General features: G+C 31.4%; 11 protein-coding genes and 1 tRNA gene. 1 reads left to right on the top strand and 11 read right to left on the bottom strand.

From position 1 onward, the window contains the following. Nucleotides 1-70 precede the first annotated feature (70 nt). The 10 genes from AC27L2_RS01685 to AC27L2_RS01640 all read right to left on the bottom strand — a co-directional run bounded on the left by AC27L2_RS01685 (nt 71) and on the right by AC27L2_RS01640 (nt 17,869). Nucleotides 71-2,644, bottom strand: coding sequence for a cellulase family glycosylhydrolase (locus AC27L2_RS01685; RefSeq protein ID WP_487209920.1), 2,574 nt, complete (start codon nt 2,642-2,644; stop codon nt 71-73). Nucleotides 2,645-2,658: 14 nt separating this feature from the next. Further along, nucleotides 2,659-3,972, bottom strand: coding sequence for a T9SS type A sorting domain-containing protein (locus tag AC27L2_RS01680; RefSeq protein ID WP_487209919.1), 1,314 nt, complete (start codon nt 3,970-3,972; stop codon nt 2,659-2,661). 97 nt (nt 3,973-4,069) lie between these two features. Continuing rightward, a complete protein-coding gene (locus AC27L2_RS01675) occupies nt 4,070-5,773 on the bottom strand; it encodes a T9SS type A sorting domain-containing protein (protein ID WP_487209918.1) in 1,704 nt (567 codons plus the stop codon). Nucleotides 5,774-5,887: 114 nt separating this feature from the next. Further along, nucleotides 5,888-8,893, bottom strand: a complete 3,006-nt coding sequence (locus AC27L2_RS01670; protein WP_487209917.1) for a TonB-dependent receptor — start codon at nt 8,891-8,893, stop codon at nt 5,888-5,890. Nucleotides 8,894-9,036: 143 nt separating this feature from the next. After that, complete coding sequence (locus AC27L2_RS01665; RefSeq protein ID WP_487209916.1) at nt 9,037-12,684, bottom strand: glycoside hydrolase family 2 TIM barrel-domain containing protein; 3,648 nt, start codon at nt 12,682-12,684, stop codon at nt 9,037-9,039. Continuing rightward, complete coding sequence (locus AC27L2_RS01660; protein ID WP_487210084.1) at nt 12,681-13,736, bottom strand: UDP-glucose--hexose-1-phosphate uridylyltransferase; 1,056 nt, start codon at nt 13,734-13,736, stop codon at nt 12,681-12,683. The genes AC27L2_RS01665 and AC27L2_RS01660 overlap by 4 nt, the downstream gene beginning before the upstream one ends. Beyond that, nucleotides 13,723-14,898 carry a galactokinase gene (locus tag AC27L2_RS01655; RefSeq protein ID WP_487209915.1) on the bottom strand — a complete coding sequence of 392 codons (1,176 nt, stop codon included), beginning with the start codon at nt 14,896-14,898 and terminating at the stop codon, nt 13,723-13,725. The genes AC27L2_RS01660 and AC27L2_RS01655 overlap by 14 nt, the downstream gene beginning before the upstream one ends. A 9-nt stretch (nt 14,899-14,907) precedes the next feature. After that, the gene (locus tag AC27L2_RS01650; protein WP_487209914.1) at nt 14,908-15,126 is read right to left on the bottom strand and encodes a hypothetical protein; all 219 of its coding nucleotides are present in this window, start codon (nt 15,124-15,126) and stop codon (nt 14,908-14,910) included. A 15-nt stretch (nt 15,127-15,141) separates the two neighbouring features. Then, the gene (locus AC27L2_RS01645; RefSeq protein WP_487209913.1) at nt 15,142-16,803 is read right to left on the bottom strand and encodes a sodium:solute symporter family protein; all 1,662 of its coding nucleotides are present in this window, start codon (nt 16,801-16,803) and stop codon (nt 15,142-15,144) included. Between the two features lie 61 nt (nt 16,804-16,864). After that, entirely contained in the window at nt 16,865-17,869 is a 1,005-nt protein-coding gene (locus AC27L2_RS01640) for a LacI family DNA-binding transcriptional regulator (protein ID WP_487209912.1), read from the bottom strand. 263 nt (nt 17,870-18,132) lie between these two features. On the opposite strand from AC27L2_RS01640, the gene AC27L2_RS01635 reads away from it, so the two are divergent. After that, the gene (locus tag AC27L2_RS01635) at nt 18,133-18,264 is read left to right on the top strand and encodes a hypothetical protein (RefSeq protein WP_487209911.1); all 132 of its coding nucleotides are present in this window, start codon (nt 18,133-18,135) and stop codon (nt 18,262-18,264) included. A gap of 291 nt (nt 18,265-18,555) precedes the next feature. On the opposite strand, the gene AC27L2_RS01630 is transcribed toward AC27L2_RS01635, so the two are convergent. Continuing rightward, nucleotides 18,556-18,642, bottom strand: a tRNA-Leu gene (locus AC27L2_RS01630). Nucleotides 18,643-18,661 lie beyond the last annotated feature (19 nt).

Below are 18,661 nucleotides of genomic sequence, written 5' to 3'. Positions count from 1 at the left end.
AATTGTTAATATACTCAGAGATTGAAAGGGATTCAATAATGTTATGAAGTTTTGATAAAATATTTATTGGTTATTTGAGAATTAAAGATTCTATTTCTAAACTGTTGTTGAATGCTTTGCCTGGATTTTCAATAAAAAACTGAATGAATTCTAAATCCTCAAGTTTTATTTTTTCTTTTTCAGTTTGAATGTTACTGTTCCAAATTTTGGGAAGGAATCTTGGATAAGAAAATGGTAAAATCAAACAACTCCCTTTTTGAAATTCATCAATTGAAATAGATTTTTTCCCCCAGTTGTTTTCTAATTTAACTTTGCTTTGAAAACATTTACCATCGCTCGTAATTAAATTTATTCCCAAAGTAAGACTTGAATCAGAAAGTGTTCGAGCATTTAGTATTATTGTTCTGTAATTAAACAAATTATTTTTTATTGATTTAATAATCTTTGATACATTTAATTGAAACCCGAATGGGAAATTATCTTGACCAGTAGAAGTTACATTTACGAAAATTGAATTTCTTTCGCTTGTTAAACCATTGCGATTATCTACAACAAATCTTGTTGACTTAGTAAACTGAGGGAAAACTAAATCTTTGTAATCTCTTGCTGCATTGAATAGTTCAATCGGAGTGTTATTATTTATAATTTTTGTTTTCCAAATTTTTTCATAATAAAAATCCCAATCATCAGGAGAGATATTTTTGCCATCAGGAAAAGTGTATATTTTATTATCAATTTTCACTGCAACACAAAATTCAATTTCACCTTCATATAATAATTTTATTGAATCTGCAAGAGCATAATTAAAACCATCAACTTTTTTAAGAAGATGTTTTTCAAATCTTCTCCAGTCTGGTCTTCTTACAAATAGAAATGCTTCATCGATTTTTTTATCAGATGCAATTTGAAATCTTATTTTGCTTTCATCATTTAATGATATGTAAAAAGGTGTATTGTTTATTACAAAAGCAATATCATTATTTTCGGGGCTATACAATCCTTCCAAAAATTTTTCTTTAGTGATAAATTTTTTGATATGATTCATTGGAGTATTTTTAGATGAAATCAAATAAATGCCAGGAGTAACTTCAATTTCATTCCCTTTTGAATAAAAAGTTTTTAGTTTGTGACTTAATGAAACAACTCTAAAATTTTCTCCAATTTCTGGAATTGAAATTTTCATTTTTCTTTCGTTCCAAAACAATTTAGCAATTTGTTTTTTCATGCTTGTTTGTTCAAAAGGGTCTTTAAGCCATAAAACATCTGGATAAACCTCAAGCCGCCATAATCCATTTTCAATCTTATCAAGAAAATATGCACCTGTGCCGTCATATTGTATGACAGACGAATTTCCTATTCCAACAATTCTTATGAGACTATCAACAAATTTCGGTGTTGAATTAGTTGAATTGGAATAAATGAATTCAGTTGGTGAATTGTACTCACTTAAATTATTTCCATAATCAATTCTAAAATTTTCGAATAAATTATTATTGGGAAAATCACCAAAGTTTTTCGATAGTGGAACTTCATGAAAAACTTTTGATGCAATCATTAAGCTGATAGCTTTTGAAGGTGCATATAAAAGATTGACGAAATGAGTTTGATATTCTGTATTACTCCATGCAATTTGAACTGGATCGTAAGCAAACATTGTTGCGAACTGCATGCCTGCTTCTCTAAAACTTCTTGCCATAGCTGGATACATGAATGATGCTCCAATGTCAGCAGCATCAAATTCATAAACCATTTTTGCTTTCTTATTAAAACCATTTACCTTTTCTGATGGTATCTTATATTTATTCACATTGATTAAATAATTTCCTTCAAGCATTTTATTGTGAACAAGACCTGTTGGATACCATTGAAAAGAAACACCCTCTGCTTTTGAATTACAAACTGCTTGAGCTTGTGCATCATCCCAGCTTTCACTGATGTTATAAAAAATTGGTTTCGTAAAACCAGCATCTCGCAAAGCATCATACAATTCATTTATATACTGTCTTACAAGCGAAGTATCTTCTGGATGATGTGGCTCATTAATAATTTCCAGTGCGATGATTGATGGGTCATCTTTATATGCTAATCCGTTATAAGGATTAATGTGATTGATAATTTGTTTCAAATAATTCTTTTGGGCTTTCCATGCTTCTTTATTTGTAATCATTTCAACTTTTGAATAAAAAGAAGAAAAGCCCGGGGTTTCATAATCTGGCTCGGGCCATGCAGTGCCCCACCATGCAATTGGAGTTATGATTGTTTTGATTCCTTTTTGTGAAAGTTTATATAACAAATAATCGAACAATTCTAAATGTTCATTATTCAAGACATTTCCATTCCTATCGGAAATTTCTCTATCCCACATGTGAACTCTGAATGCATCAAATCCTAATCTTGCAAAATGATTTACATCGATGTCAATTGATTTTTGAAGAGATAAACCAAGTCTTTTATGAGCACGATATGCATATGCAAATGGAACAGTATAATTTATTCCGAAGAGTCTTACTTCTTCACCACTATCTTTCCATTTCATTATTCCATTATCTACAAAAACACCAGTATTTTTCTTATCGTCTGCGAAAGAAAATTTTGTAATTGATAAAATCCCAAAAATAATTATTAAGTATTTGATGAATTTCATTTTCATAAAATGTTTTATTTAATTAAAGCAATTTTCTTTGTTACAGAGAATTCATCTGTAGACATTCTGCACATATATATTCCACTTGGTTTATTGTGAGCAGACCAGATTATTTTGTATGTGCCTCGATTTTTGAAACCTTCAAATATTTTTTCTACTTCTCTTCCAAGTAAGTCATAGATTACAATTGATACAAATGTTGATTTAGGCAATTCGAATTCAATAGTAGTTTCAGGATTAAAAGGATTTGGATAAATACTTAGATTATAATCAGATGGTAATTCGTTATCATATTTTACTGATGTAACTTTTATTCCTAAAAAAGCATCAAGAGCTGCAGTTGGAGCTTTTGTTATAGGGTTCCATGCACCAAGCAAATAGCCGCGCCAGTTATATGCTTGAGGTTCCCAGTAAAATACTCCTAAGCCACCAACAGATTTTGTTTTATCAATTAAATCAAGAAGATAATGATTAGCTTCGATTGGCTGGTCATATCTGTAACCAGCTTCAACTACCATAACTTTAGTATTGTATCTTGAAATCATCTCCTTCATTGTAATAAGAGCAAGACTATCATCAACTGCCCAGGGCAAATTTGCCCAGTAAGGATAAACTGACATTCCGATTATATCCCACTTTGCACCATTATTTTTTAGTCCATCAAACATCCATCTGTACATAGATGTTTTATGAGCATCAGAAAGATGTACAATTACTTGTATTGAACTATCAACAGATTTTACTGCATCATAACCACTTTTTATTAGTGCAGCGAAATTAGCCATATTTTTTGATGCACGTCCATCTTCCCAGAGCATTCCATCATTTGTCTCATTACCAATTTGTACCCATTTTGGAATTACATTTACTGATTTAAGAGTATCAAGAACTTCATAGACATGGTTGTAAACATCATTTAATAATTGTGAAAAAGAATGTGTTGACCATGCAGCAGGTTTAGTTTGATGTCCAGGGTCTGCCCATGTATCACTCATATGAAAATCAATCATCACATCAAAGCCCATATTTTTTGCACGTTGTGACATGTAAGTAACATCTTTTTTGTTACTAAATCTGCCTTTTGGATTTACCCAAACTCGAAATCTTAGAGCATTAATCCCTTTTTCTTTTAGTATTTGAAGACAATCTTTTTGAACACCTGAATTATCTTTGAACACGTATCCATAAGTTTCCATTTCAGAAAGCCAGCTGACATCTGCACCGTTAGCAAATTGTGCTTGAGAAGTGCTAATCAATATCAAGAAAAAGAAAATTAATAATGATAGTTTTTGTTTTTTTGAGTTTAGTAATAAAATTTTATGATTCATTTTATTAGTTCTATTTTTTATAGAAAAATTTTAAGAGACTGTCTCATGAAAATTATTTTTAGAGACAGTCTCTTTCGAATTCAAATTTGATTTGATACTATTTCAACAAAATCATTTTCTTTGTTAATGAATAACCTCCTGATTGCAGTGTATACATATAGATCCCGCTTGCAAGATTAGAAGCATTAAAAGTAACTCTATATGTTCCTGCATTTTGTTCTTGATTAACAAGTGTAGTTACTTCCTGTCCCAATAAATTGTATACCTTTAATGTAACATATCCATTTTGAGGAATAGAATATTGAATTTCTGTAGTAGGATTAAATGGATTTGGGAAGTTTTGTGATAATTCAAAATTGGTTGGTAGCAAATTAGCTTCATCTTCAACACCAACATATTCAGGGAACCAATTAAGGTCGCCAAGCGGCTTACCATCATCACCAAGAAGTTTACTGGTATATCTTAAATTTTCCGGTACAGGATAACCTTGTTTGGATTGCCAGTTTGAAGGTACTCCTTCCCAAGTTGGAGGATTAGAAAATGGATAAACATAAGGACGCATTCCTTGTGCCGTTCCACCATTAATCCAAACAGTTTCAATGAACTGAGCCATTTTTGAACCAGCTTCTTGAACCAGAGCAGGGTCAAAACCTGGGTCTACATTTAAATTGTTATCAACATTGATGTGAGGCCATCTTGTTTTATCAGTTAACATTCCTGGCTGAGCATTAATAAAATCTGGTGGTCTTAGAGGGTCGCTTGCTCTAATACCTTTATTCAATTCTTCCCATTTATCAGTAATAATTTTGGGCCAGAAGTAAACATTATTTGTAATAGTTAAACGTCTATCTGCTTCTTTCATATTATATGGAGCAGCTGCCAGTGAACGTAAAGAATCAAGTGGAATAACAGCAGAACCCCAGCTTCCAGGGGTATTATTATACCATGATGTAGGATAAGCAGCAGATGATACGCTATAGAAAATATTATTTTTTATTACTGCATTGTGCATTTGATATAAATCAAAAGCACCACCTTGAGCTGTAAAGAAAATTGTATTGTGTTGAAAATCTAAATAAGTAGCACCATATCCAGAAGAACCTAAAATGTATCCTCCCATAAGGAAGAAAGTATTATTATAGAATTTTGCAGTATCAGCCGGGTAAGTTCCAGGGTCTATCCATGCAAAACCTGGATTTTGAGGATTATCATCCTGGTTGTTTCTAAATAAACAGTTTGTTACATAAAAACTATTGTGGTCTGTGTTCCATGTATCAAAAAGATTTGGTGTTCCAGCACCGGAAATATTTTCAACAATGCAATGGTCAAAAATAAATACATTGTTATTACCCGTAGGTGCAACAAAGCGACCGGTAAATGATACACCATCAGTTCTTGTCCCCATGAAATAAAGTCCTTTTAAGTAGAGAGTATCATTTCCCTGTGGTGCAAAGAAATATCCAATTGATGAATTATCAGCTGCAATTGATGGTGCAATTACAGGAGGATGCCCGGTTTTAGGATTAAGTTTACCAACTATGTAAACACTTCCTTTTACAGTAATTGGAGCTGTCATATAATAAACAGTGTCCAAATCCCCAGTTTGCTGAAGAAGATATACTCTGTTTGGTTTAGCAAAACCACCTGGAATTGTATCTCTATTAATAAAATTATTTAAATTACCTGGAGGTAATGCTGCTACTCTCACTGTATCTTTTGTTAAAGCATAATTAAAAGATACAGGTGTTGCGATTGCAATTATAAGAGCAATAAAAATTATTGTAGAAAATAATTTTTTCATAAAGTACTCCTCCTTAAGTTATTGATGTTATTTAATTAATATAGAAGTATATAACTTCTTTTATTGATGAATGAATATTCATAATTTCTTTCAATTATTTTTTCTTATTAAATATTACTCTATTCTAAATCTTAATCCTAAATCAGCAGTAAGTCCATAATGGGAAATTGAATTTGGAAATCCAGAACCTCTAACAAGATAGATATCTTCTTCGCTGTTCAAATTATATAAATCGAAGTAGACTTCAAGATTGTACCATGGTAGACCTTGTTTAATTGACAAATCCCATCTTAAATATTTGTCTTTATCTGATCGCAAAGAATTATAGAAATTTGTGCTATTATAAATTTTTGCTTGATAAATCATTGATAATAAAATTGAAAATTGTTTGTAATCGAACCCAATTGATAAATTAACTATATCATCAGGCTGTTGAATAAGTCTATCTGTATAAGTAGAATCAATATAAATTGTTGGGAATGGATAAACTGGAGAGTGCTTTGTTACTGTATATGGGTATTTAGCTTTTGAAAATATGTGAGTATAATTCACATTAAGAACTAATGAATTAAATGGAGAAGGTAAATACCAGAAGTGCGTTTGCCATTCTGTTTCTAGACCCCAAACATTAACTCTATGTGGATTATTAATAAAAGTAGTAAGAGAAAAAGTTTTAGTATAACTTGGAATCCCAGGATATTTTGAAGGGTCTGTTATATAAGTTTGTTGACTGAAGATTAGATTATCAATTTGTTTTAGGAATGGGCTCAATGCAAATAAACCAATTGTGTTATTATAAACTGCAACTTGAAAATCATAATTACGTGAATATGCTGGTTTTAATGCATAGTTGTTCCAAACGACCCAATGGCCACTGTTGCTCGAAACATCCATTCTGGGTATAATTTGATAAAAATCAGGATAAGCAAGTGAAGTTGTATATGCTGCTCTAATGCTAAGCCATGAAATTGGATTATATTTCATTCTAATATTTGGCAGCCAGTAACCATGATATTGGTCTTCTGTTACCATTTTGTGAGGCAAATTATTGGGATATGGATTCGGAGCATCAGCATTTCCTAAAAAATGAGCAGCAGTGTAAGAAGTTTTTAAGCCTTGATAACGAATACCAGGAATTATTGTTATAGAAGGACCAATATTTATTGTTGCCATAAAATATTCTGCGCTTCGAAATTCATGACCTGTATAATCATTTGCAATACTGCTATAAACATCAGGGACATAACTTGGAACTGCTTGAGGTTGAGTTGTTGCAGCACCTAATGATTTGATTGTTCTCATAATTGAAGCAATAATATCTGTATTTACAGCTGAATGTATTTCATATTCTCCTTTCAAAAATTTTCCGAAATCCATATTAGTATCATAGAATCCTCTAATGTTAAAATACCTGTTACCAGTAGGATCAAAATTATAAGGTGGTTGTGTTAACCATGGGAGAGCTTGAACTAAATTATATCTAAAACCAGCGGCTGCACCTGTATATAAGCTTCCAAAACCATTGTCAAAATTATAATATCGTGTTGTATATTCATATTGACCACCACCCTTCATAGAAACAGAAACTAAATCAGAAATACTAAATTTAGTCTCAAGATCTACGGAAGCTCTTAGATTATTTTGCTTGTTATAACTGCTCCAGCTTGAATTGCCTTGCCAGTACATATTATCTAATTTTATTAAATTCTTAGCTCTGTTTGCAATTTGTGCAGGACTAAGATTATTAGGTATTGCATTAGTTCCAGCTGAAAGCTGGTCAAAAGCAACTCTCCATCCCTCTGGTATTCTTGTGTCGGAATATGCATTAGAAATTTTAATATTAGTTTTGATTATTCCGATATTTTGTTCGTAAGCTAAAATATTTGTAACAACATTTTGTTCTGTTTTTGTTAATTGTGTACCAAAGAGAATATCATTTCCATAATTTGCTAAATTATATGTTTCATCATGTGATTTGGTTAATGTAGTACCATGACTGAAGAAATTTACAAGTGCTAATTTTCCATTTGGAATTCGATAATCAAATGTTAAGGTTCCGTCGTATCTTTTTTGTTCTGAAGGCGAAAATGTAAGTGTCATACTTCCAAGCACAATAGAATCAGGTTTATCCTGTTTATTTGGTTGATAATATGAAACACCTAATTGATTAGAAGTGAGATTTTGTTTTTGAGCAATTCCTTGAACAAAAATTCCTAAACGGTCGTTAAAAAATCTTTTTTCAACACTTGCAACGAATTTATAATCATTATACGAACTCATTAAATCATTGTAAGCTCCCTGAGCAAGTAAAAACACAGAAGGAGCTCCTGATGGTGTACTTTTAGCTTCACGCATCCCAAAATTAACTGTCCCTCCAAGAACTGCTGCATCCATATCAGGAGAAATAGTTTTATAGACCTCAATGCTTTCAAGTGAATGAGAAGAAATCATGCTCAAATCGACTGCACGTCCACCACCTTCAGTAATTGTCGGAGTAGCATAAGATCCTCGTGCAGAAATATTTCCAGCATCATTTGCAGGAATTGGAACACCTTCAATAGTGATACTATTATACTGAGGACGAAGACCTCTAATCACTACTTGAGTTGCTTGTCCTCCTGATCTTACTAAAGAAATACCAGGTAATCTGCCAATTGATTCTGCAGCATTTGCATCAGGAAGTGATTGTATGCGTGCTTTAGAAACAACATTAGTAATGTTTTCTGATGAAATTTGTTTATTTATAGCTGCATTTTGACCGCTTGCTTGAGCAGTAATTACAATTTCCTGAGTTGCTACTGAAACGACACTTAATTTAAAATCAAGTATGAGATGTTGATTGTCCTTAATTTCAATATCATATTGTTCAGTTTCATAACCTATATAAGACACTTTAACAGTATATTTACCAGAGGGAACGTTAGGAATTGTATATTTGCCTTCTAAGTCAGATGCAGCACCGAGACTAGTGCCAACAAGGAAAATGTTAGCACCTATTAATGCTTCACCTGTGACTTTGTCTGTAACTTTACCAGAAATTTTACCTGAAGCATATACGGTGTAATCATTAGAAAAAATTATAATAAAGAGATGCAAAAGAAGTAATAAATTTTTTAGCATTGACTCCTCCCCAAATATTTTATTAAAAACTTAGGTGGAAAAATAACTCTTAATCAATCGTTCCCGCAAACGATTGCAATATATTTTTTTTATTTCTGTTTGTCAAGTTATTTTTATCAATAATTTCCCTAATTTATCTTTTATTACTTACTATTCAAATCGTTTACTTTGATTATTAAATTATTTTTATATTCGCTTGGATAAACTCGATATTGCGGCATTGTGGGATTTGGTGTATCGCCTACACCATTAATTTTGTAATTAATCTGAATTCTATTATAACCATCTCTCATTAATTGATATGTATACTCTGCTCTATCGAGATTATAATATGGAACTGCTGATATGTTAATTGGATTATCAGAAATAATTTTTATTCCTTCTTTATTATTTTTTATTTCAAACCATCTTACATCGGAGTAATTACCATAGTCTTGTGGCTCAATGTATGGATTCATTACTGAATCAATTTTAACTTTGTGTATTCCCAATTTAGCTCCAGTTTTTCTATCTGGATAATTTTCAAAAGGTCCTCTGCCATACCATGTAAGATTTTGAAAACTATCTGGCATCATAAATTTAAGTCCAATACAAGGTAGCCAGCTAACATTGAAATAGCCAAGTGGGGTTATTATATGAGATATTTTTACACTCCCATCATTATTAAAACTATAAGTGAAATCATTAATAACTAAATCACTGCTTCTTGAAAAAGTTGTGTATGATTTTATTTTTATTGTTGAATTAACTTTGTCAATTTCAAACTTCTCTACATTTGTTTGATACTCATTCAATCCCATATTGTACCAATCTTTTTCTTCTGCTTTGCCCCAATCTGATTTTTCATTCGATATTGGTGCTCTCCATAAGTTCGAGTTCATTGACGATATTAATAATTTGTCTTTGTTGAATAAATTCATTGCTCCACATTTCTTGTTAAATTCATATTTAATGCTGCTAATTTTAACTGCGCATAAATTATCATTCTCTTCTATTTTTATTTCTGTATTTTTTGATAAATCTTTTTCTTCGCTCAGATTATTTATCTTTTCATTTAATACAAACTGTTGAAAGTTGATTTCAAAACCTGCAGGTATTAATGACTTTTCTTTTTTTGTTTTGCAGTTTAGTTCTAAAACATATTCATGTTTATTATCAAGTTCTTTTGGCAATGAAATATTAAATTCTTTTTCTGAATGGGGAGCTACATCAAGATTAAATTTGCCTGAGGTTTCTAATTTTCCATCTTTATATAAATACCAGTCAAAGTCAAATTCATTCAGATTTGTAAATGAATATTTATTCACTGCTTTAAATATTCCTTTCTCTATATCGGCTGCATAAAATCGAATTGGTGACATGCTGTGTTTTGCTTGCCATAATTCTGGCTGTGGTTTTCTGTCTGCTGTTATCATTCCATTAATGCAGAATGGACTGATTCCAAATGTTAAATATTCCTTTCCTTCAGTAATTTCATCAAATTTAAGCCAAAGAATTGGTTGAGTACTTTCAATGCTGTCAAAAATTTTAACATCATCAAAAATGAAATTTGAAATCCAGCCTAAATGCTGGTCATTATCTCTTAAAGCATCTCTTCCAATATTTACTGGATAGTGTGATGAATTAATTTTTCCTTCATATTTTTTTGAACCAAATAATTTTTCATCAATAAATATTGATATTTCTTTTCCATCATAAATAGCTTTTACTTTGTGCCATTTTGAATACCAATCTTCAGGCAGCTTAATTTTAAGTGCATTCTTGTATGAATTAATGTAGAAGCTTAATGTATCTTCTGTAATTTGTGTTACTCCAAATTGATAAGCTTTTGTAACAAGTGGATTTTCTAAATAAAATTTTTGTGGGAAAACTGTAAACTCAATTATCAAGTTGTTGCCCCTTAAGTCAAGGCGAGGGTCATCATAAATTTCAATCCAATCATCCAAGCCGCTTAATTTAATTGCATTTCCATCAATCCCTTTAACTATTTCAGGATTTCCCATAACTCCGCATTGAATATTATTCGAAGAAAAATCCTTTACAAATTTTGATTTGACTTTCAAACCTTGATCTACCCAATCCCAAACAAATCCTCCTTGAAGATGAGGAGTTCCATAAATTATTTCCCAGAACTCATCAAAGTTGCCTAAACTATTTCCCATTGCATGAGCATATTCACCCATTACAACTGGTTTCGTTCTTGTTAATCCAATTTGTCTCAATCGTGACGGGGTAGGATATCTTGGACCAATAATATCAACATAAGGAGCTTCGCCATCGGGCCAATTTGATTGATGCATTAAAAAGCGAGTTGGGTCAAATTTCTTTATGTAATCTGCCATTGCATAGTGAGGTTTATCAAGTCCGCATTCATTACCTGTACTCCACATTACTACACTTGGATGATTTTTATCTCTTTGAACCATTCTTATAAATCTATCCATAAAAGCATTGAAATATTCCTTTCTTGAAGGAAATTCATTTTCTGTATAATGACATTCGGCATTTACTTCATCTTGAATTAGAATTCCATATTCATCACATAAGTCATACCATAATGGGTCGTTTGGGTAATGACTTGTTCTTACAGCATTGAAATTGAACTGCTTCAATAATTTTATATCTTCGAGCATTAATTCTTTTGTTAAAGTTTTTCCTCCAACTGGATTATGTTCATGACGGTTTGTTCCTCGAAAATATATAGGCATACCATTCATCATTGCTACACCATTCTTAACTTCCAACTCTCTAAAACCAACTCTTTGACACAATACTTCAATTACTTTATGATTAGAATCAATTAATTCAAGAATAAGTTTATACAGATATGGATGTTCATCAGACCATTTTTCTGGTGAATTTACTTTTTGCGTTAAAGTTGTTGTTAGTTTATCATTTATATCAAAGAAATCTGATTCGTTTGTTAAAACTTTTTTATTTGCTGCATCATAAAGTGAATATTTTATTTTTACCTTTGATGATTTTTCTAAATAATTTTTCAATATAACATCGAGAATTAAATTTGCATCAATATATTTTTCATCAAAATCTGTTTTAATAAATAAATCCCTGATTGTTACTTTTGGTTTTGAATAGATATAAACATTTCGATAAATTCCGGAGAATCTAAACATATCTTGGTCTTCAAGATAAGAGCCGTCACTCCATCGAAGGACCATAACTGCAAGTAAATTATTTCCCTTTTCAATTTTATCTGTGATGTCAAATTCAGCAGGAGTCATTCCATCTTCGTGATAACCAACATATTTGCCATTCATCCAGATGAAGGCAGCTGATTGAATTCCATCAAAGTGAAGAAAGATTTTTCTGTCCTTCCATTCAGATGGAACTTTGAATATTTTTCTATAAAGTCCAGTTGGATTAATATCATCAGGCACATAAGGAGGATTGTAAGGATAAAACTCCATTGGAATATTTCTATACATCAAATGGTCATATCCTTGCATCTGCCAATTTGAAGGGACAGGAATTTCTTTCCATGTTTTATCATTAAATTCCTTTTTGAAAAAATCTTTTGGAACCAGTGATGGATTAATTTGCCATTGAAATTTCCAGTTACCATTAAGAGAAAAATAATATTTAGATTTTTCTTTTTGATACGAAAGAGCTGATTCTAACGATGAATAAGGTATTAAGATTGCGGTTGGTTCTTCCTTATTTTCGCCAAAGATTTCCGGATTTTCAATGTATTTGTTAATATCAATATCGATTTGAGAATATGCTCTTGCAGATAAGATGATTAAAAAAATAAAAATTATTACTCTTCTCATATTTTTTCTTTTATTTGTTTATAATGAATTGTTGAAAGTTCCATTAATGTTTTTGCACTTTGTTCTGGAGTAATATCTCTTTGCGGTTCCGCAAGCATTTCATATCCAACCATAAATTTCTTGATTGTTGCTGACCTTAAAAGTGGTGGATAAAAATGCATATGAAAATGCCATTCTTTATGTTCTTTTCTATCTGTAGGTGCCTGATGTAATCCAGAAGAATAAGGAAAACTTGTTTGAAAAAGATTATCATATTTTGTTGTAATTACTTTCAAAGCATTTGCAAAATCTTTTTTCTCTGAATCTTTGAACTGAGTTATGTTTGCAATTTTTCTTTTAGAAATAATTAATGTTTCATAGGGCCAAACTGCCCAGAAAGGAACAAGAACCACAAAAGAATTATTTTCATAAACAATTCTTTCTTTTAACTTCAATTCTAATTTCAGATAATCTGAAAGAAGACTTCTTTTGTATTTTTGATAATAGTTCTTAAAATTTTTTAACTCTTTTGATGGTTCCATTGGAATACTTTCCTGAGCCCAAATTTGGCAATGCGGATGAGGATTGCTGTTCCCCATCATTGTTCCTTTGTTTTCAAAAATCTGAACATAATTAATAAATGGTTTTGAGCCGAGCATTTTGAATTCATCAATCCATTTATCTATTACTTTTTCAATTTCTGGTTCAGACATTTCTGCAAGTGTTAAATCATGTCGAGGAGAAAAATTTACAACTCTGCAAATTCCTCTTTCGCTTTTTGCAGTTAATAAATTCTTATCAGTTTTATTTGGCGGAACATTTTCGAGCAATGCAGAAAAATCATTTGTGAAAACAAAAGTACTTTCATAGTTTGGATTTGTTTCTCCATTTGCTCTTTTATTGCCAGGACATAAATAACAATTCGGGTCGTATTGAGGACGAGTTTCATCGTCAACTTTTGAGACTTCACCTTGCCATGGTCTTTGTGTTCTGTGAGGTGAAACAAGAATCCATTCACCAGTTAAAATATTTTTTCTTCTATGTGGATAATTATTCAATTCAGATTTTTGCATTCTCATAAACCTCAATAAAACTTGTTCCCTTGTTTATAGAAGTGACATAATATTTTAATTCTATTCCAAATTTTCTTTTGTATTTTTCTGCAAATAAATTGCAAACATCCTGAACTTCATTTTTATCTATTAGATTAATTGTACAGCCTCCAAATCCGCCTCCCATCATACGAGCGCCATAAATTCTATCATCATTTTTTGTTAAATCAACAAGATAATCAAGTTCATCGCAGCTTACTTCATAATCTTTGCTTAATCCTTCATGAGTTTGATACATTAAATTTCCTAATGTTGGCAAATCTTTTCTTTTAAGTGCATTGCATGCTTTTAATAATCTTTCATTTTCTTCTACAACATATTTACATCGATTATAAATTTTGTTTGTCATTTTATTTTTGTATTCATAAATCATATCAAGAGTTACATCGCGCAAACTTTGAACTTCAGGAAAATCTTTTTGAATAATTTCAACACCCTCTCTGCATTCTTTTCTGCGTAAATTATATTCTGATGAAGCCAATGAATGTGAAACTCCAGTATTAAAAAGAACAATTGAAACATTTTTGAATTCGAAAGGGATGTATTCATATTCAAGGGAGCGGCAATCAATTTTAAGAACTTTATTTTCTTCTCCAAAAATATTTATGTATTGGTCCATTATTCCGCATTTAACACCGACAAATTCATTTTCAGATTTTTGAGCAAGTTTTACCAACTCGAGTTTGCTTATTTTCAAATCATAAATTGAATTCAATGCGTAAGCTAATCCAGCTTCTAAAGCAGCCGACGAGGATAAACCAGCACCAATTGGAATATCTCCGCCAAAAACACAATTAAATCCATTAATTTTATATCCAGCTTTATTCAGCTGGTCAACCACTCCCATTAAGTAATTTGTCCAGCTTTTTTTTGATCGATGTATATCATTAACATTGAACTCATGACTTTCATTTATATCATAAGCATAAATTTTACATAAATCATCATTGCGTGGAGTTATAGCAAAATAAATTGATTTATCAATTGCACCTGGCAATACATAGCCCATGTTATAATCTGTATGTTCACCAATTAAGTTCACTCTTCCTGGCGAACGAAGTAATAAAGGATTCTCATTAAATAGTTCTTTGAATTTTTTTTCTACAGAATTAATATCAGCCATTCTTTTCACCTATTGAATAATTTCATTCCTGTTTTTGAAATATAAAATGCTTCCAAAAATTAGCATTACTGCACCCCACCAGATATTTGGGTGTGTTTCACTTAATACTGTATATCGTGCTGATGGATTTAATAAATAATAAATTCCTGTAAGAAATATTATTCCTCCCATTATCAGAAGGATTAATCCAACAAAATACCAGATTGGTTTCATTCCTTTTACTGTCATGTTTTATTCTCCATTTTACCAGAAAATAATATTTAATATTACTAATACGATTAATGAAATAATTGCCACGAATTCCGGACGTTTTACGAAAGGCAGATGTGCATCATGTTTTTCATCAGTTAATCCTTTTACCAAGCCAACGAGTTCTTCTTTTGGTTTCTTTTTTGTAAATAGACTGATAACAACTGTAACAACAGCACATATTAGCCACGCCCACCATGCTCTCCAGAAATTTGCAGCCATGTCACTTTGAACACTCGACATAGTAATTATGCTTTCATTAAACCAATGGAACTTTACTCCCATATACATTAAAAATGAAGAAAGCATTCCTGTTATTAATCCCCAGAATGCACCATTTGGTGTAATCCACCATACAAACATTCCTAATAGCATTGTAGCAAATAAAGGAGCATTAACCCATGAGAAAATTGCCTGCATATAATCCATAATGCTTGGAAAACTTTTTGCCCAATATGCTGTACCTAAAGAAACTATAACGCCAACTACAGTTGAAACTCTTCCCATCCAGAGCAAATGTTTATCGCTAGCATTTTTGTTAAGGACTGATTTATAAATATCATAAGTCCAAACAGTATTAAATGCACTGATATTGCCAGCCTGACCTGCCATAAATCCAGCAAGTAATGCAGTAACACCCAAGCCGACCAATCCACTTGGATAATATCTTTTGATTAACATAGGAAGTGCAGAATCATAATTTATCTGACCGCCATCTTCTAATAATTTGAATCCGCTGTTTGGGTCATTTGATAAAGCAATTGCAATTAATCCAGCAAGAATAACTATGAATGGAAGTGCCATTTTGAAAAATGAAGCAAGAATTGGAGTCATACGAGCTGCTCTAAGGTCTTTTGCAGAAAATGCTCTTTGAACAACAAGAAAGTCTGTAGTCCAATAACCAAAAGAAAGAACAAAACCCAAACCAAGAACAATTCCAGCCCAATGAATCATCATTCCGTTTTGTGTTGGGTCTGCAGATGTAGACCAAAGTGTGTTCATTGATGCTGGAAGTCTATTTAATATTTGGTCAATGCTGCCAATTTCAATTATTCCCATAATTGAAACCAAGAACAATCCAAACCAGATTAAAAAGAATTGGATTATTTCTGTAAATATTGCAGACATTAAACCACTTAGTGTTACATAAGCAGCAACAGTAATTGCTGAAGCCCACATGCTAATATCCCAGTTCCACCCTAAGAAAGTATGAAGCACCAGAGCCATTGCATAAAGATTAATTCCTGATACAAGTAAAGTCATAATTGCAAATGAGATTCCATTGAGAACTCTTGTTTTTTCATCAAATCTTAGTTTAAGATAACCGGGAATGGATTTAATTTTACTGCTGTAATAAAATGGCATCATGTAGACACCAAGGAACAGCATAGCTGGGATAGCGCCAATCCAGTAGAAATGAGCTACATACATTCCATATTTGAATGTATTACCTGTCATACCAAGCAATTCAAGTGCACCTAAGTTGGCAGATAGAAATGCTAAACCAGCAACCCACGAAGAATTTTTTCTTCCTGCAAGAAAGAAATCTTCTTCGCTTGTGGTAAATCTGCGAAGATAAACTCCAATGCCCAGAACAAAGGCAAAGTAGATTAAGATTATAATCCAGTCGATAAAAGTTAATCCTATTGATGGCATAAGTAATTCCTTTATTTGTGGATATTTACTTTAACAAACGATTGCATAATTATGCAAAAAATTAAGTTGATGCACGAATTATTAATTCTGCATTTAAGATAATTTCTTTTTCATCAGGTAAATTTTTGTTTTCGATGATATCAATCAAAATTTCTGCAGCTTTTTTACCCATCTCAAATGAAGGCTGATTAACTGTTGTTAATGGTGGATCCACCAGACTTGTAATTTTATTATTTGAAAAGCCAACTATTGCAATATCATCGGGAATTTTTAAACCTGATTCTTTAATTCGTTGAAAAGCACCAATTGCAACAGGGTCGTTAACAGCAAAGATAGCATCAGGTATTATATTTTTTTCAAGCAAAGAATTCATTGAATTGTAGCCATCCTGTTCGTGTAATCCTCCATACTTAATTAAATTTTGATCTACATTAATTCCATTTTCTTTTAATGCATCGATGTAACCACTCATTCTTTTTTTACATATATCAAGACCAGTAGGACCAGCAAAGTGAGCAATTTTTTTATAGCCCTTTTTTATTAAATATGAAACTGCATTGAATGCACTTTTTTTGTCATCAATTACAACTTTGAAAGTATCAATATCTTCACATGTTCTATCAAAAAACACAAGTGGAATCCCTTTTTCAAGAACATCCTTAAAATGGTCACTTTGTTTTGTGTTCTGAGAAATAGAAACTATTAACCCTGCTACTCTGTGATACATAAGTAAATTAGTATTAACAACTTCTCTTTCAAAACTCTCATTTGATTGACATAAAATTATTGTATAGCCTGAATTATAAGCTACTTGTTCAATCCCGCTGATAGCAGAAGAAAAGAAATCATGTTTAATTTCTGGGACAATAACACCAATTGTAGATGTGCGATTACTTTTTAAGCTTTGAGCTATAGGATTGGGTCTATAATTTAATTCTTTTGCAACTTTTTTTACTTTTTTCTTTGTTTCAGCACTGATATCGGGGTGGTCATTCAGAGCGCGGGAAACTGTAGAAGCAGAAATTCCTAATTTTTTTGCAATATCTGTTATTGTGCTGTGTCTCATAAAAAATTTTAATTTGCAAACGATTGCAAAATAGAATTTATATTTTGATTTGTCAAGATATCATTACAATTTTTATAAATTTTTTTGAGTTTTTTTAATTTCCATAAATTTTATCAAATCTTTTTAATGTAATTTGTATTTACCCCTATCATAATTTCTTACATGTAATCAAGATTTCAATAAATTTTATAAAAATTTCTTCCTCCCTGCTAAACTTTTTTAATATTCCTTCGATAATTACTTAGACTTATTAGAGGTGTAAAATGCTATTATTTTATCTTATCGGCTACTTTGTTTTATTTTTAATTGTTATGGCATTTGCTATTAAATATGCACCATTAGGATATGAAGATGAAAATGGTTTTCATTATGTTCATGATAAATCGAACAAATGAAAAATTTGTAATGATATAAGATAGTTACTGATTTATGCTTCAAGAAATTGCAATTTAATATAATAATCAAACTTTGTAATATATTTTATAAATGATTTTCTTATAGTTTTGAATTCCCATTATAATTTCAGCTTAACAAAAAATCTGTTCCCTTCTTTTTTATTCTTTTGGCATTTTTTAACTAATATAATTAGAAAATAATTAATACATTTTACACAATGTCAATATTCCATTATTCTTGAATTTAATGGGAAGATATGAAATGATTTTTGTGAAGAAGTTATCAATTAGTACCGAAGGCCGGACTCGAACCGGCACGGAGTTTTGAGCTCCACTGGATTTTGAGTCCAGCGCGTCTACCAATTCCGCCACTTCGGCACTATTAAATTGCTGCGCA

It is taken from the genome of Rosettibacter sp. KY25 (assembly GCF_057554405.1).
Note: the sequence above shows the minus strand (reverse complement) of the source record. Positions and strands in the feature narration are given on the sequence as shown.